The 19530-nt window shown below is 62.5% G+C and carries 22 protein-coding genes; 8 read left to right on the top strand and 14 right to left on the bottom strand.

The annotated features are described in order from the left end of the window. Nucleotides 1–163: 163 nt before the first annotated feature. Nucleotides 164–682 (top strand): gluconokinase, encoded by a 519-nt coding sequence (locus tag HELO_RS04200; RefSeq protein WP_013331538.1) that lies wholly within the window; start codon nt 164–166, stop codon nt 680–682. 118 nt (nt 683–800) lie between these two features. On the opposite strand, the gene HELO_RS04195 is transcribed toward HELO_RS04200, so the two are convergent. The 7 genes from HELO_RS04195 to HELO_RS04165 all read right to left on the bottom strand — a co-directional run bounded on the left by HELO_RS04195 (nt 801) and on the right by HELO_RS04165 (nt 7426). Then, nucleotides 801–1706, bottom strand: coding sequence for a 2-dehydro-3-deoxygalactonokinase (locus HELO_RS04195; protein ID WP_013331537.1), 906 nt, complete (start codon nt 1704–1706; stop codon nt 801–803). Further along, the gene (locus HELO_RS04190; protein WP_013331536.1) at nt 1703–2356 is read right to left on the bottom strand and encodes a 2-dehydro-3-deoxy-6-phosphogalactonate aldolase; all 654 of its coding nucleotides are present in this window, start codon (nt 2354–2356) and stop codon (nt 1703–1705) included. Before HELO_RS04190 ends, HELO_RS04195 begins: the two co-directional genes overlap by 4 nt. 13 nt (nt 2357–2369) lie before the next feature. Then, nucleotides 2370–3518 carry a galactonate dehydratase gene (dgoD, locus tag HELO_RS04185; protein WP_013331535.1) on the bottom strand — a complete coding sequence of 383 codons (1149 nt, stop codon included), beginning with the start codon at nt 3516–3518 and terminating at the stop codon, nt 2370–2372. A gap of 104 nt (nt 3519–3622) precedes the next feature. Then, complete coding sequence (locus tag HELO_RS04180; protein ID WP_013331534.1) at nt 3623–4927, bottom strand: TRAP transporter large permease; 1305 nt, start codon at nt 4925–4927, stop codon at nt 3623–3625. Then, nucleotides 4927–5523, bottom strand: a complete 597-nt coding sequence (locus HELO_RS04175; RefSeq protein WP_013331533.1) for a TRAP transporter small permease subunit — start codon at nt 5521–5523, stop codon at nt 4927–4929. Before HELO_RS04175 ends, HELO_RS04180 begins: the two co-directional genes overlap by 1 nt. 89 nt (nt 5524–5612) lie before the next feature. Beyond that, nucleotides 5613–6632 carry a TRAP transporter substrate-binding protein gene (locus HELO_RS04170; RefSeq protein ID WP_013331532.1) on the bottom strand — a complete coding sequence of 340 codons (1020 nt, stop codon included), beginning with the start codon at nt 6630–6632 and terminating at the stop codon, nt 5613–5615. Continuing rightward, nucleotides 6629–7426: a FadR/GntR family transcriptional regulator gene (locus tag HELO_RS04165; RefSeq protein WP_013331531.1), complete on the bottom strand. Its 798-nt coding sequence runs from the start codon at nt 7424–7426 to the stop codon at nt 6629–6631. Before HELO_RS04165 ends, HELO_RS04170 begins: the two co-directional genes overlap by 4 nt. Nucleotides 7427–7614: 188 nt before the next feature. Here HELO_RS04165 and HELO_RS04160 point away from each other — a divergent pair, with 188 nt between their 5' ends. Further along, nucleotides 7615–8616: an NADP-dependent oxidoreductase gene (locus HELO_RS04160; RefSeq protein ID WP_013331530.1), complete on the top strand. Its 1002-nt coding sequence runs from the start codon at nt 7615–7617 to the stop codon at nt 8614–8616. 21 nt (nt 8617–8637) lie between these two features. Then, a complete protein-coding gene (locus tag HELO_RS04155; RefSeq protein ID WP_041602400.1) occupies nt 8638–9540 on the top strand; it encodes a complex I NDUFA9 subunit family protein in 903 nt (300 codons plus the stop codon). Between the two features lie 13 nt (nt 9541–9553). Here the strand turns inward: HELO_RS04155 and HELO_RS04150 are convergent, their stop codons facing one another. Continuing rightward, nucleotides 9554–10066, bottom strand: a complete 513-nt coding sequence (locus HELO_RS04150; RefSeq protein WP_157953390.1) for a GNAT family N-acetyltransferase — start codon at nt 10064–10066, stop codon at nt 9554–9556. Beyond that, nucleotides 10063–10479 carry a rhodanese-like domain-containing protein gene (locus HELO_RS04145; protein WP_109637332.1) on the bottom strand — a complete coding sequence of 139 codons (417 nt, stop codon included), beginning with the start codon at nt 10477–10479 and terminating at the stop codon, nt 10063–10065. The genes HELO_RS04150 and HELO_RS04145 overlap by 4 nt, the downstream gene beginning before the upstream one ends. 59 nt (nt 10480–10538) lie before the next feature. On the opposite strand from HELO_RS04145, the gene ftrA reads away from it, so the two are divergent. Continuing rightward, nucleotides 10539–11570, top strand: a complete 1032-nt coding sequence (gene ftrA / locus HELO_RS04140; RefSeq protein ID WP_109637331.1) for a transcriptional regulator FtrA — start codon at nt 10539–10541, stop codon at nt 11568–11570. Between the two features lie 268 nt (nt 11571–11838). On the opposite strand, the gene HELO_RS04135 is transcribed toward ftrA, so the two are convergent. The 3 genes from HELO_RS04135 to HELO_RS04125 all read right to left on the bottom strand — a co-directional run bounded on the left by HELO_RS04135 (nt 11839) and on the right by HELO_RS04125 (nt 13085). Next, nucleotides 11839–12177 (bottom strand): zinc ribbon domain-containing protein YjdM, encoded by a 339-nt coding sequence (locus HELO_RS04135; RefSeq protein WP_013331528.1) that lies wholly within the window; start codon nt 12175–12177, stop codon nt 11839–11841. Nucleotides 12178–12251: 74 nt separating this feature from the next. Next, entirely contained in the window at nt 12252–12569 is a 318-nt protein-coding gene (locus HELO_RS04130; RefSeq protein WP_013331527.1) for an antibiotic biosynthesis monooxygenase family protein, read from the bottom strand. Nucleotides 12570–12626: 57 nt separating this feature from the next. Beyond that, nucleotides 12627–13085: a nucleoside deaminase gene (locus HELO_RS04125; RefSeq protein ID WP_013331526.1), complete on the bottom strand. Its 459-nt coding sequence runs from the start codon at nt 13083–13085 to the stop codon at nt 12627–12629. 230 nt (nt 13086–13315) lie between these two features. Here HELO_RS04125 and HELO_RS04120 point away from each other — a divergent pair, with 230 nt between their 5' ends. Both HELO_RS04120 and HELO_RS04115 read left to right on the top strand, forming a co-directional pair. Further along, a complete protein-coding gene (locus HELO_RS04120; protein ID WP_013331525.1) occupies nt 13316–14779 on the top strand; it encodes an alanine/glycine:cation symporter family protein in 1464 nt (487 codons plus the stop codon). A gap of 178 nt (nt 14780–14957) precedes the next feature. After that, on the top strand, nt 14958–15539 hold the full coding sequence (locus HELO_RS04115; RefSeq protein WP_013331524.1) for an NADPH-dependent FMN reductase: 582 nt from the start codon (nt 14958–14960) through the stop codon (nt 15537–15539). 15 nt (nt 15540–15554) lie between these two features. Here the strand turns inward: HELO_RS04115 and soxR are convergent, their stop codons facing one another. Further along, complete coding sequence (soxR, locus tag HELO_RS04110; protein WP_041601900.1) at nt 15555–16040, bottom strand: redox-sensitive transcriptional activator SoxR; 486 nt, start codon at nt 16038–16040, stop codon at nt 15555–15557. 42 nt (nt 16041–16082) lie between these two features. On the opposite strand from soxR, the gene HELO_RS04105 reads away from it, so the two are divergent. Beyond that, the gene (locus HELO_RS04105) at nt 16083–17354 is read left to right on the top strand and encodes an MFS transporter (RefSeq protein ID WP_223248586.1); all 1272 of its coding nucleotides are present in this window, start codon (nt 16083–16085) and stop codon (nt 17352–17354) included. A 124-nt stretch (nt 17355–17478) separates the two neighbouring features. Continuing rightward, nucleotides 17479–18507, top strand: a complete 1029-nt coding sequence (locus HELO_RS04100; protein WP_013331521.1) for an aldo/keto reductase — start codon at nt 17479–17481, stop codon at nt 18505–18507. Here HELO_RS04100 and HELO_RS04095 read toward each other — a convergent pair. Beyond that, nucleotides 18497–19438: a LysR family transcriptional regulator gene (locus tag HELO_RS04095; RefSeq protein WP_013331520.1), complete on the bottom strand. Its 942-nt coding sequence runs from the start codon at nt 19436–19438 to the stop codon at nt 18497–18499. The two genes, HELO_RS04100 and HELO_RS04095, sit on opposite strands and share 11 nt — an antisense overlap. Nucleotides 19439–19530: the final 92 nt, after the last annotated feature.

Genomic DNA, 19530 nt, shown 5'->3' with positions numbered 1-19530 from the left:
ATCAAAAACGCCAATCATTCTCATTATTGATGGCTATCACCTCCCCCCGCGTCTCCAACACGAGTGAAAAGTGCCTTCCAGGCCCGGCAAATACTCCCATTGTCAGCGCAAGAAATGCTATCATCGAGCCAAATAGAAAGCTCCGAAACAAAGCGATTTCCGCATGAAAGCCAAGACAAAAAGCATTCTGGTAATGGGAGTTTCCGGCTCGGGAAAGTCACATATCGGTCGCCAGCTGGCTGCCGCTATAGATGCCACCTTCCTCGATGGTGACGACTATCATAGCTCGGAAAGCGTCGCCAAGATGTCACGCGGCCAACCCCTCAATGACGGCGATCGAGAGACCTGGCTGGCGACCCTTGCCGATCTCTATCGCGAGTACCAGGAGCGGGGTGTTTCCCTGGTGATCGGCTGCTCGGCACTGAAGCATCGTTATCGCGACCAGCTGCGCGCCGCGACGCCTCGACTGGACATCCTCTACCTGCACGGCGATCGAGATGTCCTGCTGGAGCGGCTCGAGAGGCGAAGCGAGCACTTCTTCACCGGCTCTCACATGCTGGACAGCCAGTTGGCGACCCTGGAGGTTCCCAGCCGGGACGAGGCTTTCCGCAGCGATATCCGCGATACGCCGCGCGATATCGTCAGCGCCTATATGGAGTACCTCGACACACCCTCGGAGTGAAAGCCCTGCGAATCAAGACAGCTGTTCTTCAACCGAGAAAAGGCGACCCGAAAAGGTCGCCTTTTTCACTCTATTCGCCGACGAAATTCTTGCAGGTTTTTTACGCCCTAGAGAGCAGTCAGCGGCTCTCATCGTGGCGTTTCGCCAACGCACAAAGCCCTGCCAAGGTCGCGTCGTCACTCGATATTTCGACGACACTTCCTCCAGCCCATTCCAGAGCCATTCGGTACAAGGCATTCAAGTCTGTCGAGCCGACCAATGTCACCGGAGCACCCTGCCACTTCCGACGTTGCGAAAGCACTTCGCTGCCGATCAGCACACCCGAGATGAAGCCCCCGACCGCCTCGGCAGACAGGCTGGCATACAGGTATCGACTGCGGGCCTCGAATAGCGCGTGCAGCGGGCCATCGGGATGCCGCGCGGCTTCCAATCCCTGGCGGAATCCCGACTCGTCGAATGCGGCCCGCTCCCGGGAAGGCTCGCCGGGCAGCGTGTGAAAGCGCACGGCGTGAAAGAGTTCACCGGTCATGGCCGTGGTGAAGTCGGTCAGGCGCTCCTGCTCCAGGCGTACCCACTTGCTGTGCGTGCCCGGCAGACAGCACAGGCCCGAGGCCGTGTCACGCAGGGTCAGCGCGCCGAAGGCCTGCACTTCTTCGCCGCGCATCACATCGACGTGATCGTCGCGTACCACCTTGAGTCCCGGCACGATCCAGGCATTGGGCAACCCCGGCGCCGCCATCACGCCGGCAGCAAGCTCCGCGGCAGAGGCCGGCACCTCCAGTTGAGGCGCCTCGCACCAGCCACGCGCCGAGCCGACCATGCCGGACAGATACACCGGCACCCGGCCCTCTTCCCGCCAGGCCCCGACCTGGGCCTGGCAGTAATGCGGAAATTCCTCGCTGGACAACGACCGCAGGCCGGCGTCCGAGCGATGGCTGTCGAGGCATTCGCCAGTGGTGCGATCGACCAGGAAGGCGCGGAAATTGCTGGTGCCCCAGTCGATGGCAATCAGCCGCTCGCTCATCCTTCGCCTCCCTCGAGCCGACGCCACTCGGCGACCAGGTCGGCGGCGATCTCGGCGATCTCGGCGGCATCGCGGCCGGGCTTGTAGAGATTGCTGCCGAAACCGAAGCCACGAACGCCCACAGCATGCCACTCGGCCATGTTGCTGCGTTCGATGCCGCCCACGGCCAGGACCGGCAAGGCTTCGGGCAGGATGGCACTGATGTCCTTGAAATAGCCGGTCCCGAGTCGCGCGGCGGGAAACAGCTTGAGCGCCCGGGCGCCGCTACGCGCCGCAGCCAGTGCCTCGCTGGGCGTCATGCAACCGATCATCGGCGCCAGCCCGTGGTCGACACCGGCCCGAATCACCTCGGGATCCGTGTTGGGCGTGACCATCAGAGGCGCTCCGAGCCGCTCGAGTCGTTCGGCATCGGCGGCCTCCAGCACGGTGCCCGCGCCGATCAGCACCGATGCCGGGCAATGCGCCACCGCTCGCTCGATGCTCTCCCAGGGGCGCGGCGAATTGAGCGGGATCTCGATCATCCGGAAGCCGGCACCGACCAGGGCGTCGCAGACGTCCTCCACTTCCTCGGGCCTGATACCGCGCAGGATCGCCACCAGCGGCAGCGTCTCCAGGGCTTCGTCCAGGGTCTTGCGTTGCGTCTCGTTCATGTCGACACCCTCTTCACCACTCCGCGATCGAGCCGTCCTCATGGGTCCATACCGGATTGCGCCAGCGATGGCCAACCTTCGCCCGTTCCTCGACGAAGGCTTCGTCGATTTCCACTCCCAGGCCGGGCCCCTCGGGAATCGCGCAGAAGCCGTCTTCGATGGCCAACGCCGACTTGTCGACCAGGTAATCGAGCACGTCATTGTCACGGTTGTAGTGAATGCCCATGCTCTGTTCCTGAATGAAGGCGTTGTGGTTCACCGCATCCACATGCAGCGAGGCGGCCAACGTCAGCGGCCCCAGCGGACAATGCGGCGCCAGCGCCACATCATGGCAGGACGCCAGGCTGGCGATCTTCATGCCTTCGCTGATGCCACCACAGTGCGACAGATCCGGCTGGACCACATCGATCATGCCCTGGGCCAGCAGGTCCCGGAACTCGAAGCGCGTGTGCAGACGCTCGCCGGTAGCCAGCGGATAGCCCAGCCCACCGGCGATGTTCACCAGGCAAGGCAGGTGCTCGGGCGCCACCGGCTCCTCGACGAACATCGGGTGATAGGGCTCCAGCTCACGCAGCAACGCCTTGGCCATCGGCCGATGGACACGACCATGGAAATCGATGCCGATGCCCACATCAGGTCCGACGGCGTCCCGAGCCTCGGCCACCCGCGCCACGGCCTCGTCGACCTTGCGATGCGAATCGACGATCGCCATTTCGGGAGTGCCGTTCATCTTGAAGGCCGTGAAGCCCTGATCGACCAGCGCCCTGGCCCCGGCCCCCACGTCCTGCGGGCGATCGCCGCCGGTCCAGGCATACATGCGCATCCGGTCGCGAACCCGGCCACCCAGCAACTGGTGGACAGGCACGCCGAGATCACGACCCTTGAGGTCCCACAGCGCCTGGTCGATACCGGCAATGGCACTCATCAGGATCGGCCCGCCGCGATAGAAACCGGCGCGGTACATAGTGTTCCACAGATGCTCGATGCGATGCGGGTCCTGGCCGACCAGGTAGTCGGCCAGTTCGTGCACCGCCGCCTCGACGGTGGCCGCCCGCCCCTCGACCACCGGCTCGCCCCAGCCATAGACGCCTTCATCGGTCTCGATCTTGAGGAACAACCAGCGCGGCGGCACCTGCCAGGTCTTGAGTCGGGTAATTTTCATAGAACACTATCCATTATCACGTCGAAAAAGCGGACCGATACCATCGTTTCGGCATCGGCGAGCAGAGCGAATGACGCCGCCATTCGCTTGCACAACCATGCCAATCATCCGACCAACCACATGGCCAGATTCGGCCAGAACAGCAGCGCGAACAGCACGCACAGCTGCAGGGCGATGAAGGGCAGCACCGAGACGAAGATGTCCTTGAGGCTCACTTCCGGCGGCGCCACCCCTTTCAGATAGAAGGCGGCCGGACCGAACGGCGGCGACAGGAAGGACACCTGCATGTTCACCGCGAATAGGATGCCGAACCAGATCGGGCTGTAGCCCAGTTGCTCGACGATCGGCACGAAGATCGGCAGGGTCAGCATGGCCACGCCGATCCAGTCGAGGAACATGCCCAACACCAGCAGGATCGCCATCATCACCAGCAGGATCACGATCGGCGCCACGTCGAGGCCCATGATCATGCCCGAGATGAAGCGGTTGCCGCCCATCAGGTTGTAGACCCCGACCAGCGCGGCGGCGCCGATGCCGATCCAGATGATCATGCCGCAGGTGGTCAGCGTCTGGCCCAGGCTCTCGTGCATGGTCTTGAACGAGAACTCGCCGCGCAGCACCACCGCCAGCAGCACGCCGAACACGCCCATGGCCGCCGCCTCGGTCACCGAGGCCACGCCGCCATAGATCGAGCCCAGCACCATCACGGCGATCAGCCCCGGCACGACGATCGCCTTGAGCGCCTGCCAGCGGTTGGCGAAGCCCTCCTCGCGGTCGGCGTCGCTCATCGGCGGCCCCATGGCGGGATTGCGCAGGCAGCGCACCAGCACATAGCCGATGTAGCTGATCATCAGGATCACCGCCGGGGTGATGGCCGCGGTGAACAGATCGGCGATCGAGACACTGGCGATCAGGCCATAGATGATCAGCACGATCGACGGCGGCATCATGGTGCCCAGCGCCCCGCCGGCGCAGACCACGCCGATCGACAGGTGCTTGTCGTAGCCCAGGCGCAGCATCTGCGGCAATGCCAGGATGCCCAGCAGCACGATCTCGCCGCCGATGATCCCGGACAGCGCCGCCAGGAAGAAGGCCACCACGATGGTCTGTACCGCCACGCCACCGGGCAGGCGGCCGGCGAAGACCCGCATGGCGTTGAACAGGTCCTTGGCGATCCCCGATCGGTCGAGCAGCGAGGCCATCAACACGAACATTGGCACCGCCACCAGCGAATATTCGGTGACGAAGCCATAGACGCGGCTGGTAACCAGCGGCAGGGCACTGGCCCCGAACCAGCCGAAGGTGAACACGAGCGCGATCAAGCCGGTGATGAAGGCCAGCGGCAGGCCGGTCACCAGCAGCGCGAAGATGGCCGCGACCATCAACAGGGTAGCGTCGGCGATTTCCATCAGGCCGTGCCCTCCGTGTCGTCGACCTTGGGCGCGGGCTTGCCGCGCAGCGATTGAATCAGGTGCAGCAGCGACTGCACGCACATGATGGCCAGGGCCAGCAGGATCACGCCCTTGACGAAGGCCGGGAACGGCGGGTTCCAGGAGGTGCCCGAACGCTCCAGCTGCCACTCGCCCAGCGGGTTGTGCGAGGCGTCCCAGAACATGGTGTAGGCGGCGTAGGTCATCCCGGCGCAGAACAGGAAGGCCACCAGATCGTTGAAGCGGTCGAGCCACAGGCGGGCGACCGGGCCGACGCTGTCGTAGAGCACCTTGACGCGAATGTGGCGATTGCTGGCCAGGGCCGCCGGGCCGCCGAAGGCGAAGCTCACGGCGACCAGCATGACCACCGTCTCGTGGACCCAGGAGGTGGGCGAGGCGAAGGCATAGCGCATGATCACCTCATAGACGCTGATCGCCATGGCGACGAACACCAGCCAGGCGGCAAGGCGACCACAGGCCACCACGCCACGGTCGAAAGCAGTGCGTACCGGGTCGGGAGGCGCCGTCTCGGCGGGAGATGCCGATTCCTCCGGCCGATGGGAATCTCGAGTCATGGGAACTCCTCACAACGAAGTAGCGCGCCCCGCAGGACGCGCCGCGTCCGGTCATGTCATCGGGCCGTTCCGCGCCGGCCCGATGCGTTTTACATCAGGTTATGGTTTTCCAGATACCCGACCACGGAGTCATAGAACTCCTGGGTAATCTCGTTCTTCTCGGCCCACTTGGCCCACTCATCCTTGGCGATGTTGCGGAACTTGACGCGCTCCTCGGCCGGCAGATCGATGATCTCGATATCCGGGTTGTCACGCGCTTCACGCACAGCTTCCAGATCGCGGGTCTTGAGCTCGGCGACCATCTTGTAGGCCAGGCTATCCACAGAGGTGTCGAGAATCGACTTGAGATCCTCCGGCAGGCCGTCCCAGATATCCTTGTTCAGCGACACCGAGACCATCGGCAGCGAGTGGAAGCCCGGATAGAGCGGATAGGGCGCGAATTCGTGCAGCCCCTGAGCATGGTTGGTGGCGAACACCGTGTAGTCGGCGGCGTCGATCACACCTTTCTCCAGGCCGGTATAGACCTCGGAGCCCGGCAGGTTGACCGGTGTGGCACCGGCCGCCTCGAAGACGTTGTAAACCATGCCCTCGGGCGCGCGCAGCTTGAGCCCCTTCATGTCCTCGACGGAGCGAACCGGCTTGCTCGAAGGCAGCGACTCCAGGCCAGTGGCCGCAGCACCGATCAGGTGCAGGCCATAGGGCTCCACCAGTTCGTTGTACAGCTCCTCGCCACCGGCATTGTTCATGTAGTCGAGGAAGTCATAGGGATCGCTCCAGGCCCCCACCAGGTTGCCGATCATGCCGAAGGCCGGATTCTGGCCGGTGAAATAGCTGGGATCGGTCAGATGACCCTGCAGGATGCCGGATTTCACTGCCTGCAGCGTCTGGTTGGCCTGCACCACGGCACCGACCGGCAGGATCTCGATGGAGATGCGGCCATCGGACATCTTTTCGACGTTCTTGGCCCAGGCCTTTTTCATCTCGAACTGGGGTTCCCCGGCAGTCTCCGAGGTCTGGAAGGTCCACTCGTATTCAGCGGCCTGGGCGTCGATGGCCAGGGCGCCGAGCACGGCGACGGTCAGGGTCTTGAGAGGCATGCGAGACATCATGAGGCTTCCTTATCGCTTGTTGTTGCAACGGTTGACGGGACTTCGATAGCGGGAATGCTGGGTATCAATTCCTCGAGTCCCAGATCCCGACCGGTGCGTTCCAGCACCGCCAGGGCCGCCTTGGCGGCCCGCTGGGGCTGACGCAGGCGAATCGCCTCCATCACCCGGCGATGGCGTTCCATGCTGTCGTTGAGTTCATCGGCACTGTGGTTGGACTTCTCCACCAGCAGCGCGATGGCCGGTTTGAGGACGTGGCTGATCTGCGCCCAGACCAGGTTGTGCGAGGCCGCGAAGATCGCCTCGTGGAAGGCCACGTCATAGTCATTATGGGAGATGCCCTGCCAATGCAGGTCATCATGCTCCAGGGCGCGGATCATGCCCTCATGGGCGGATTCGATGGCCAGCAGGTCCGCCGCCGTGGCGTGCTCTGCCGCCAGGCGCGCCACATAGGGCTCCACCGCCACCCGAAAGGCAAAGATTTCGCGCTGGATGCGCGGATTCGGCTGGGCAAAGCGCGCCATCCAGCTGCTGACACGCGGATCCAGCAGGTGCCACTCCTGCAGGGCACGCACCCGCGACCCCTGCCCGGAAATGCGCGTCAGCAGGCCCGCTGCCACCAAGGTCTGCAGGGCGCTGCGCACCGTACTGCGGCTGACGCCGAAGCGCTCACAGAGATCCAGTTCCTTGGGCACGAAATCACCCGGCTCATACTCCCCTGCGAAGATGGCCTCGGCGAGGAAGTCGGCGATGTCGGGGCTCGACGCGCGTCGAGAGTCGGAAGCGGCAGAAGACATGGCGTGCCTGTACGGATTGAGGAGCGGGCGTAGTGTCTGACTGTGAACTTTCTATGTCGGACATAGCTTCGGATAAAATCAGACACAATGCTTTTAGACTTTAGCCCCATAAAGTCACTTCCGGTGCCTTCCCATCATTCGGGCCCGGGTGTAGGGTTCAAGATTCAGCCAATCACCGGGAGCAACCAGTGAAATATCGCTACTTCAGCATCGGTGAATATCCCCAGAGCGGCACCCCGGAACGCGGGTTGTTCACATTGAACGAAGCCGACTTGCCGGAACTCGATGACGGCCAGGTACGCGTGCGCAACACCTGGCTATCAGTGGATCCTTACATGCGTGGGCGCATGAGCGGCGTGGCGACCTATATCGATCCCTTCGCTCTCGATGCGCCACTGGAAGGGGCCGCCGTGGGCGAGGTGATTGCCTCCCGGGACGAGCGGTTCCAGGAAGGCGACCGAGTGGTGCACATGGGGGGCTGGCGTGACATCGCCCAGTTGCCCGGCGATGCCCTTCAGCCCCTGCCGGACATCGATGTGCCGCCCCAGGCCTTCCTCGGCGTGCTGGGCATGCCCGGCATGACGGCCTGGACCGGCCTCAACGTCATCGCCAGCATGAACGACGGCGATAACGTACTGGTCAGCGCCGCAGGTGGTGCCGTCGGCTCGCTGGCCGTACAACTCGCCAAGGCCAAGGGTGGGACCGTGGTCGGCATCGCCGGCACGCAGGCCAAGCGCGACTGGCTGGAAGCCCGCGGCGTGGTGGCAGTGGATTATCGCGACAAGGACGCCGCCACCCTGACGGCAGACCTGCAGGCCGCCTGCCCCGAGGGCTTCGACGTCTACTACGAGAACGTCGGCGGTGTCTGTCTGGAGGCGGCACTGAATACCCTTCGGGTAGGCGCCCGCATCGCCGTGTGCGGCATGATCGCCCACTACAACGACGAGACCCCGGTACCCGGCCCCTCCAACCTGGCCATGATGGTGATTCGACGTGCGCGCATGCAGGGCTTCATCGTCTTCGAGCACTGGGAGCGCTACCCGCACTTCCTCGAGGAGGTCGGCCCATTGGTCAGTGCCGGCCGGATCGACTATGAGGAAACCATCGTCGAAGGGCTCGAAAACACGCCCGACGCCTTCCTCGACCTCTTTCAGGGAGCCAATCAGGGCAAAATGCTGGTACGCCTCTAAGGCATCATGTCGCCAATGCCCATGACGACACCTCCAACCGTAGTCTTCGGCGGCACCGGGTTTCTCGGTGCCGTCCTGGTGCGCGAGCTGGTGGAGAGCGGCCGGCCCGCCCGGCTGGTAGCACGCCGCCCCCGCTGGCCATCGTGGGCGGAAGATAGCGATCCCCTGGAAATCCTCGAGGCCGACATCCGCGATCCGCGACGCGTCGCCGAGGCGCTGGAAGGAGCCGGCGCGGTGGTCAATGCGACGAGTCTGTATGTGGCCTCGCGCAACGTCGGCTTCGAGGACATCCACGTCACCGCGGCGGCCGCGCTGGCCCGCCAGGTGCGGGAAGCCGGTATCGAGCGCTTGGTGCAACTCTCGGGCATCGGCGCCTCCCGCGACTCGGCCTCGGCCTATGTCCGCGCCCGGGCACATGGCGAGATAGCGGTCATGGATGCCCTGCCCAAGGCCGTCATCCTGCGTCCCAGCGTCCTGTTCGGGCGCAATGATTCCTTTCTATCCAACCTGGCGAGGCTCACCCGCCTTCCCGCGATTCCGCTGTTCGGGCAAGGCCACAACCGCCTGCAGCCGGTACATGTCGTGGACGTGGCCCGCGCCATCGTCAGACTCACCGGCGCCGACCGGCCAGAACGTTACCTCTTCGAACTGGGCGGAGCCGATATCCTCAGCTATCGCGAGGTGCTCTCCCTGGTGATGCAGCATCTGGGGCGGGAACGCCCTCTCGTGCCCCTGCCCTTTGCCGCCTGGCACGCCCTTGCCCGCGGGCTCGGCTGGTTGCCCGAGCCACCCTTGACCCGCGACCAGGTCATTCTCATGCAGAGCGACAACCTGGTCAGCGAAGGCGTCGGCACCTTCGCCGACCTCGGCATGCAGCCCCGCACATTGCGGGAAAGCCTGCCGGCCTGTTTGCCCGACATCTAAAGTCCAAAGAAGCCTACCAGTTACTGTCCTCATCCATATTGCGTTCGGTACTTGAAATTTCCAGCCCCCAAAGCTCCCACACCGAGTCCTTCTTTCCCCCTGCTTTCTCATAGAACCGTTTAGCAGCTACGTTATCTTTCAGAACCTTCCATACTATACGCGAAGCACCAACTTCCAACGCATAACTGTCCAGCTTAGCCAAAAGCCTCCCCCCAACACCCAAACCTCTAAAACCCTTTGAAACGAACAACTCTTTTAGAACCAGAACGGGCTTGAGGTCGTAGGTCCAGGGAACTATATAATAGACAGCGATACCAGCAACACCACCATCAATCTCCGCAACGAAGACCCCAAAACAAGGAGAATCACCAAGCCCATGCTCAACGATATCAGACTCCCTTACTCTAAATTTTTCGGAATATCGCTCAAACACCGCCAGCTCATGCATCAGCCCTAAAACCATAGGTACATCATCACGTTCAAAAGGGCGGATTAAAATTTCATGAGAAACGCATCCGGAGTTCACCCGATATCTCCTGATTCTCTTCCCGAAGCAAAAGGAAGACCTTCATCTTCCCACCCTGTCATACCACCGATCATCACCTTCACAGGCCGACCTAGTCGGGCTATCTTCAGAGCCGCTTGATCAGCACCATTACAGTGCGGCCCCGCACAGTAGGTGACAAACATCGTACCTTCAGGCCATTCAGATAACTTTTCGGCCGAAATATATCGGTGAGGGATATGGATAGAGCCAGGTATATGACGGCGCTCGTAGTCACGAGCCTCTCCTATTACATGCAAGAGCACAAAGTCCTTATCTCCGCTTCTGAGGGCCGCTGCCACATCAGCACAGTCTGTTTCAGCGGAAAGCCGCTGCATAAAATGCTCTACAGCCTTATACGAGGATGCAGCGGGAATTTCGGTGACGAGACTCATAAGTTTCTCCATTAGCTGGGTCAACCTATAGCCTATGAAATTCGAGGTAAGGCTGGTAGATGGCAGTTTTGCCATATATCATCAAGATCATGACAAAATCTGCTTCTGTACAACAGCTCTCCAATCCTCTCGTCGTAGCCATCGCCTATGATGGCCTATGCACATTCGAACTTGGTGTGGCAGTGGAAGTATTTGGCTTGCCAAGGCCTGAGATGGGGGAGAATTGGTACCAGTTCGAAGTGGCCGGCATTGATGCTGGTGAAATGCAGGCTATTGGGGGAATGCGTGTTGTCGTCGATGGCGGTATGGAAACCATCGAGCGGGCAGGCACGATCATCATACCTGGCTGGCGTGGAGTGGACACCCCCATTCCAGCTTCCCTCATTAAAGCGATACGCGAATCACATGCCAACGGTGCCCGTGTGGTTTCTATATGTTCGGGGGTCTTTGTCCTTGCCGAAGCAGGACTACTCGCAGGCCGTCGAGCGACAACACACTGGCAGTACACAGATATGCTAAGTCAGCGCTACCCTGACATCATAGTCGAACCTGACGTTCTTTATGTCGACGAAGGTGATGTAATGACTTCGGCTGGCAGTGCTGCTGGCATTGACCTTTGCCTACACTTAATTCGCCGTGATCACGGCATGGAAGTTGCCAACATGGTAGCCCGCCGATTGGTTGTGCCTCCGCACAGAGATGGTGGACAGGCACAGTTCGTCGAACGTTCAGTTCCTTCATTGCATGAAAGTTCGCGAATAGGCCCGCTTCTTGATTATCTTCGAGAGAATATCGACAAAAACTTCTCGGTAGCGATCATGGCCGATTTTTCCGGGATGAGCACACGGACCTTCCTTCGACGGTTTGAAGCCGCGACGGGTACGACTCCTACAAAATGGCTCCTTGCAGAACGCCTGGAAAAGACGCGACATCTTCTTGAAACCTCGGCAATGACAATCGAGGAAGTGGCAATGGCTTCGGGATTCGGTTCGGCGGCAACGTTACGCCACCACTTTCGCCGTCATCTTTCGACGACTCCAAAGGCCTATCGAGAAAAATTCCAACCTACGTCCAAGAACCATAATCTTTGATCATAAGAACCCAAAACCCCGACAAGGCTTATGATTTCCTCACTGTCGTCAAACCTGCTGGCGGAGCTATATTATTCAGACACGAAGTGCCACGAACATTGCGTGGAGGACACGCCCTGTCTGTGGCACCCTCACTACTAGTCGTCGAAAGAGCCTTCAGAGCAGCTTGCGACAAAGTACGAGCATCCTTGATACATTGACCGTGCCTGGCTGCCTGTTGATCTGCTCCAGGCCACTCAAGAGATAGTGATGAAGTAGTTCCAAACACCTAAGCCTTCTTGACGAACTGCGACTTCAACTTCATGGCACCAATGCCGTCGATCTTGCAGTCGATGTCGTGATCCCCCTCGACCAGGCGAATGTTCTTCACCTTGGTGCCCACCTTCACTACCGATGAAGCGCCCTTGACCTTGAGATCCTTGATCACGGTGACACTGTCGCCATCGGCCAGCGGGGTGCCATGGGCATCGCGAACCACCGATTCGTCCTCGGCCGTATCATTGGCCTGTTGCGACCATTCATGGCCGCACTCGGGGCAGACAAACTGCAGGCCATCATCGTAAGTGTAGGTGGAGGCGCATTCGGGGCAGGCAGGCATCACGCTCATGGCAGGTTTCCTGGAGATCCAAAAGAGCCGGCGAGCCTACACGATCCGACACGAACCTGCACCTTGGCGACGCCTCAGTCACCGAGGCCATATTCCCGCTCGACCCGGGCGATACGCACGCGATAGCTCGCGTACCAGGCCTCGCGCCCCATGCGCTGTGCCTCGCGATGCTCGGCCTGGGCCTTCCAGCGCTTGATCGATTCGAGATCCGCCCAGTAGGACACCGTGATACCGACCTCCTCACGCGCCGACTCGACGCCCAGGAATCCCGGCTGCTGAGAAGCCAGGTGCATCATGCGCTCGGCCGTCTCGTCATAGCCGGTCGCGATATCGCTACGTCGTGAGGAGAAGATGACCGCGTAATAGGGTGGATCCGGGGTTTCAGCCAGCATGGTGCGACTCCGTTCCGGGAGCTTCGATGCCCCTCAGTATCGACATCCCCGGGCGCTTCAAGACGCGCGGGGCCCCGGCGATTCGCCGATATCCTCGAACCAGAGGTCCGGCGAGGCAGAGATGAAATCTTCCATCAGGGCGATGCATTCCGGCTCCTGAAGCACCTCCACTTCGACACCGTGCGAACGCAGCAGCGCCTCCTCGCCGAGGAAGGTTCGGTTCTCGCCGATCACCACCCGGGGAATGCCGTACAGCAGGATGGCCCCCGTGCACATGGCGCAGGGAGAAAGCGTCGTGTAGAGCGTCGATTCACGGTAGATATCCGCCGACTGGCGCCCGGCATTTTCCAGCGCGTCCATCTCGCCATGCAGGACGGTACTGCCGAGCTGAACCCGACGGTTGCGGCCACCACCAAGGATCACGCCTCGATGGACCAACACCGAGCCAATGGGGATACCGCCTTCGTCGAGCCCGGCACGCGCTTCGTCCAGGGCGGCCTGCATGAAATGGTCCATGATCGACATTCTCCTCGCTAGCTTGTCCACACCAGCCTACGTCGGGGCTGCCCCGATCGCCAGTTCACAATCCCTGGTCGGCACGCCACGGTAGTACCGATAACCGATACGCTCGTCTCACTCTGGATATTTTCGCCATCAAAGACCTTATCGACAGCAATCCTTGCCATTTTGCGGCATCCATGAAGAATGGCCCCCGCATTCATTGAGATCACGAGTATATCGACACCATGGAATTCTCTATTCCCGAACTGTTCAAGGACCTGATGGCCGCCGGCAACGGCCTCATCTGGGGTTCCCTGCTGATCTACCTGCTGATCGGGGCAGGCCTGTACTTCACCGTCATGACGCGTGGCATCCAGTTCCGCTACTTCGGACACATGTTCAAGCTGCTGCGCCATTCGCGCAGTGCCAATGGCGGCATCTCTTCATTCCAGGCGCTCTCCACCAGCCTGGCCGCCCGTGTCGGTACCGGTAACCTGGCCGGCGTGGCGGTCGCCATCTACTTCGGCGGGCCCGGCGCCATCTTCTGGATGTGGATGACGGCCCTGGTGGGCATGGCCACCAGCTTCGTCGAATCCACCCTGGCCCAGGCCTACAAGACGGACCACGGCGACGGCACCTTCCGCGGCGGTCCCGCCCGTTACATTTCCCAGGGGCTGGGGCTGCGCTGGTTGGCGGCACTGTTTTCCATCTGCCTGATCATCGCCTTCGGCTTGGCCTTCAACAGCGTGCAGTCCAACTCCATCGCCCTGGCCATGGAGGAAGCCTTCTCCCTGCCGCCCTGGGTGGTCGGCCTGGTCCTGGTCGTGGCAGTGACACCGATCATCTTCGGCGGCCTGAAATCCATCGCCCGGGTTGCCGAACTGGTGGTGCCGGTCATGGCCGTCATCTACCTGCTGCTGGCCGTCGTGGTCGTGCTGCTCAACATCACCGAGTTGCCGGCGGCCATCATGACCATCTTCAAGAGTGCCTTCGGCCTCGATCAGGCCGCCGGCGGCGCCGCCGGATACGCTATCTCCCAGGCCATCATGAACGGTATCAAGCGCGGCCTGTTCTCCAATGAGGCGGGCATGGGCTCGGCCCCCAACGCTGCCGCCACCGCCTCCACGCAACCGAACCATCCTGCCGCCCAGGGCTTCATTCAGATGCTCGGCGTCTTCTTCGACACCCTGGTGATCTGCACCGCCACCGCCGCCATCATCATCATGGCCGGCCCGGAACTGCTCGCCGGTGACGAAGCCAACGGCATCCAGCTGACCCAGATCGCGCTGTCGCACCAGGTCGGTGGCTGGGCCAGCATGTTCGTCGCCGTGGCGATCCTGCTGTTCGCCTTCACCTCGGTGATCGCCAACTACTCCTATGGCGAGACCAATGTGGAATACCTGGCCGGCGCCAAATACGCGCCTGGCGCCATCCTGATCTACCGTCTGGCGGTGCTGGCGATGGTGATGATCGGCGCGGTGGCGAATCTCGGCCCGATCTGGAGCTTCGCCGACCTGTCGATGGGCATGATGGCACTGATCAACCTGGTGGCAATCCTGCTGCTCTCGCCGGTGGCCATCGCCCTGTTCCGGGACTATGAGCGCCAGCTCAAGGATGGTCTGGAGCCCAACTTCGATCCGCGGCGCTTCCCGCGATTGAATGACCGGATCGACCCCAAGGCCTGGCCCCGGGGCGCCGACAAGGCCTGACCTCGCTCGATGGACGCCACGCGAGGGCCGTGGCGTCCATGATCCCTCGATCCGACCGGGCAACCGGCAACGAGCGTTGCGGCCACATTTTCGACGTCGACGGACCACGCTTGTCATCACCTCGACTACGCTGGATGATCATCCCCTGACCCCGTGATTCTGGATAAGGAGAGTATCCATGGCCGTTCCACGTATTCTGGTATTCGCCGGCAGCGCCCGCGAGGCCTCCTTCAACAAGCGTCTCGCGCGACTCGCCGCGGCACGCATCGAGGCGCTCGGCGGCCACCCCACCTTCATCGATCTACGCGACTATCCCATGCCGCTCTACGACGGTGATCTGGAAGACGCACAAGGCCTGCCCGACAATGCCCTGGCATTGCGGAAATTGCTCGCCGAGCACCAAGGGCTGCTGATCGCCTCGCCGGAATACAACGGCTTCGTCACGCCGCTGCTGACCAACACCATCGACTGGCTCACGCGCCCCCACCAGGGAGAAAGCGGGCTCGCCCTGTTCAAGGAGCGCCACGCCGGGCTCATCTCCGCCTCTCCCGGCGGCCTGGGCGGCCTGCGTGCCCTGAATCACCTGCGCCAGTTGCTCACCAATATCGGCGTGACGGTGCTCCCCGACCAGCTCGCCGTCGCGAAGGCCGGCGACGCCTTCGATGCCGAAGGTAACCTCGTCGACACCGCCCAGAGCGATATGCTGGATGCCGTCTGCCAGCGCCTGGTCACCACCCTGGATCGGCAACACGCCGACTGACACCGCATTGCCTCGTCATCGGCCGGGCACGCCAGTGCCGACGACCGAGGGCGAGGCTTCCCCCTCCGCATCGGTATCGGCCAGCACATCCCCGGGGTTGCGCAACGGGCAGCTCTTCAACGACAGGCAGCCACAGCCGATGCATCCATCGAGCTGATCGCGCAGCGCGATCAGGCAGTGAATCCGCTCATCCAACGCACTACGCCACTGCTCCGACAGGTGACGCCAGTCCTCGGCGTCCGGAGTGCGGGACGTGGGCAGATCGTCCAGCGAGGCCTTGATCTCCGCCAGCGGCATGCCGGTTCGCTGGGCGATCTTGATCACGGCCACGCGACGCAGCACATCCCGGGAGAAACGCCGCTGATTGCCGGCATTGCGCGTGCTCTCGATCAGTCCCTTCGCCTCGTAGTAATGCACGGTGGACACCGCCACACCGCTGCGTCGGGCGACATCCCCTACCGTCAGCGACTGTTTCTGTGGGTTCAGCTTGCGATGGCTCATCGTACCTCCCGCCTTGACCTCAAGCTTGGTTGAGGAAATATCGTGCCGAACGTCAGCCCCCGGCACAAGCCCGGCCATCCCCCTGCCTTTCGAGTGACCATCATGGAAACCACCCTGATCGATCGTTCAACACAACGCGTATTACCTCTGATGCCCGCCATTCTCCTGGCCATGCTGGTAGGGCTGAACCTGCGCCCCTCGATGGCCGCGATCGGCCCTCTGGTCGAACGCATCCAGGCCGATATCGCCATCAGCTACGCGCAGCTCGCTCTGCTGACTACCTTGCCCGTGCTCGCCATGGGAGCTGGCTGCTTCATTGCCGTTGCTCTGGCCAGACGCTGCGGCGCGGACCGCTTGATTGGCGGTTCCTTGCTGATGATCGCACTGGCCGACGGACTTCGCCTGGCCGGACACGGCGTGGCCACCCTGTTGATCACGGCATTGGTCGCCGGTATCGGTATCGCCGGCATCCAGGCCCTGTTACCGGCGTTGATCAAGCAGCAGGCCAGACAACGTACGCCACTGGTCATGGGGTGGTATATCGCCGCCATCATGGGCGGTGCAGCGCTCGCCGCGACCTTGGCGGCGACCCTGGCGGATCTGACAGGCAGTTGGCGTGCCAGTCTGGCACTGTGGGGACTGGTGGCCCTCGTGGCATTCCTGGCCTGGCAACGACGCGGTCCAGTGCTGCCCGATACCGGGAAAGACAAGGAGCAACGCGATCGTCGCGCCTCCCTGTATCGCCAGCCACGCGTCTGGACGCTGGCGATCTTCTTCAGCCTATGCGCCTCGGGCTACGCCTGCGTGCTGGCATGGCTTCCCCCCTATTACATGGAACTCGGCTGGACGGAATCCGCCGCCGGCCTGCTGCTGGGCTATCTCACCGCTCTTGAAGTCGTCGCCGGGCTGGTCTTGCCGGCCTTGGCCCAGCGTCGAGCGGACCGGCGGCCGGTTCTGTTCATCCCCCTGACCTGCTCTCTGGCCGGCTTCCTATTGTTGTGGCACACGCCCGACTCCTCCCCATGGTTCATCACCACCTTGCTGGGCATCGGACTCGGCGGCCTCTTCCCCCTGAGCCTGATCGTCAGCATGGACCACCACCCCGATGCCCAGCGTGCGGGCGACATCACCGCCATTGCACAGGGAGCCGGTTATAGCCTGGGCGCCTTGACGCCATTGATCGCCGGCGTGATACGTGACCAGCTCGGCGGCTTCGAATGGGCCTGGGCCGGCCTGGCGGGTACCACCCTGCTGATGGCACTCATCGCCCTGCGTTTCGACCCGCGGCACTTCTCCACGGTGATTCGCGACTGACGGATTCCGGCCCCTGATACCCAAACGGTATTGCCATGAACGACATTCCACGTACGCCGCAGCCCTTCCATCCTGTGAGGCATCCGGCTGCCGCCGGCACCTCACCCACGACAAGGGCGACACCATGACACACGACCACACCGTATCCACCACTCTCCCCCACCGCACCCTGGGACAAGGACTGAGCGTTTCGGCGCTGGGCTATGGTGCCATGGGGATCAGCGAGTTCTACGGACCATCGAACGACCAGGACTCCCGGAGACTGCTCGCCGAGGTGGCCAATGCCGGCATCGACCTGATCGACACAGCAGACATGTACGGCCGCGGCCATAACGAAACGCTGATCGGCGAGTTCCTGGCCGAACGACGCCGGTCACTCGGTGCCAGCGATATCAAGATCGCCACCAAGTGCGGCATCGACCGCGGCGATGCCGACTATGCACGCCAGATCAACAACCGCCCCGAGTACATCCGGGCCTGCTGCGAAGCTTCGCTCAAGCGCCTGGGCATCGAGCGCATCGATCTCTACTACCTGCACCGCGTGGACCCTCAAGGCGACATCACCGCCGCCATGGAGTGTCTGAGCGAGCTCGTCAAGGAAGGCAAGATCGCTCATGCAGGGCTGTGCGAAGTCTCGGCGTCGACCCTGGACAAGGCCCACGCCATCCACCCGATCACCGCCTTGCAGACGGAGTACTCGTTGTGGACGCGTGATGTCGAGGCCGAGATCCTGCCCATGGCGCGCCGGCTCGGCGTGGGGCTCGTGCCCTATTCTCCCTTGGGGCGCGGCTTCCTGACCGGTCGTATCACCAGTCAGGACGATCTTTCCAAGGATGACTTCCGGCGCCGCAACCCACGCTTCCAGGCCGACAACCTCTCGCGCAACCTGACACTGCTCGAGACAGTGCACCGCGTGGCCGAGCGCCACGATGCCACACCGGGCCAGATCGCCCTGGCATGGCTGCTGGCCCAGGACGAGCATATCGTGCCAATACCGGGCACCCGGCGCTCGGCCTACCTGCACGAGAATCTCGGTGCTCTGGCCCTGCAGTTGGACACGCAAGACCTGGACGACCTCGACAGCGCCCTGCCGCCGAAGGCGGCCCACGGTGAACGTTATACGGAGGAAGGCATGAAGGGCGTCAACGCCTGAGATCGCTGCTTGGCTCGGCCGCTTCGAGCAGTACATCGACAGCGTCCAGGACTTCTGCACGCGTTTCGTCGGTCCGCCAGAGCAGTTTGAGTTCGATGGTCAGGCTCGCCTCGAGCTCGGGGGTGAAGGGGCGATACGTGACGCCGAGACGACTGGCGGCCCGCATCGAGGTAGGCAGGAAGGCCACGCCATCGCCAGCGGCCACCCGCGCCAGCAGCGTCACGTGCTCATCGGGTTCGGGGCGGCGCGGCGGCACATAGCCATGAGCGTCGAAGACACGCTCGCAGCGATCATGGAAGACCGGATTGTCATGGCGGGGAAACCAGAAGAGCCGGGTATCGCCCAGATCGTCGAACGACACCCGCTCACGCTCGGCCGCCGGATGGTCCTCACGCAACGCCACCATCAGCGGGTCGAGAGCGACACGTCGGGCCTGGACCGATTCGCCCGGCTCGACGATCTCGCCGACCAGGGCGAGATCCAGCTCCCCGCTCAACAACCGTTCGACCAGACGCTTCGAATAGGCTTCCTCGATCCGTATGCCCGAGGGAAGTGAGTCCTGTTGCAGAACATCACGGATGCCGGGAACCAGGCTGAAGTCGATCACGCTCGTCAGCCCAAGGCGGACATCGGCCGTGTCGACAGCAGCCGCGTCGCGCAGATTGTGCAATGCGAGATTGAGCGATTCGAGGACTCGACGGGCATCATGCTCGAAGAGCTCGCCGGCCGAGGTCAGGCTGACGCCCTGGGTATCGCGCTCGAAAAGCTTGACCCTCAGCAGGGTTTCCAGCCCGCTGATCTGCCGGGACAAAGGCGGCTGCGACATGTGCAGACGCTCGGCGGCCCGGCGGAAGTTGAGCTCTTCGGCCACGGCGATGAAACACTGCAGCTGCCGGGTCGAGGGCAAGCGTCCAGCCAGGGGGCGCATCATCGCTTCCCTCTTCCGAACCGCATCAGATCTCTTCCTTCTCGATGGTCAAGGCAACCCGTCGCACGGCCAGCGGCCTGACGATCAGCATCGAG

Source organism: Halomonas elongata DSM 2581 (genome assembly GCF_000196875.2).
Taxonomy (GTDB): Bacteria; Pseudomonadota; Gammaproteobacteria; order Pseudomonadales; family Halomonadaceae; genus Halomonas; species Halomonas elongata.
This window is presented reverse-complemented; position numbering and strand designations above follow the sequence as displayed.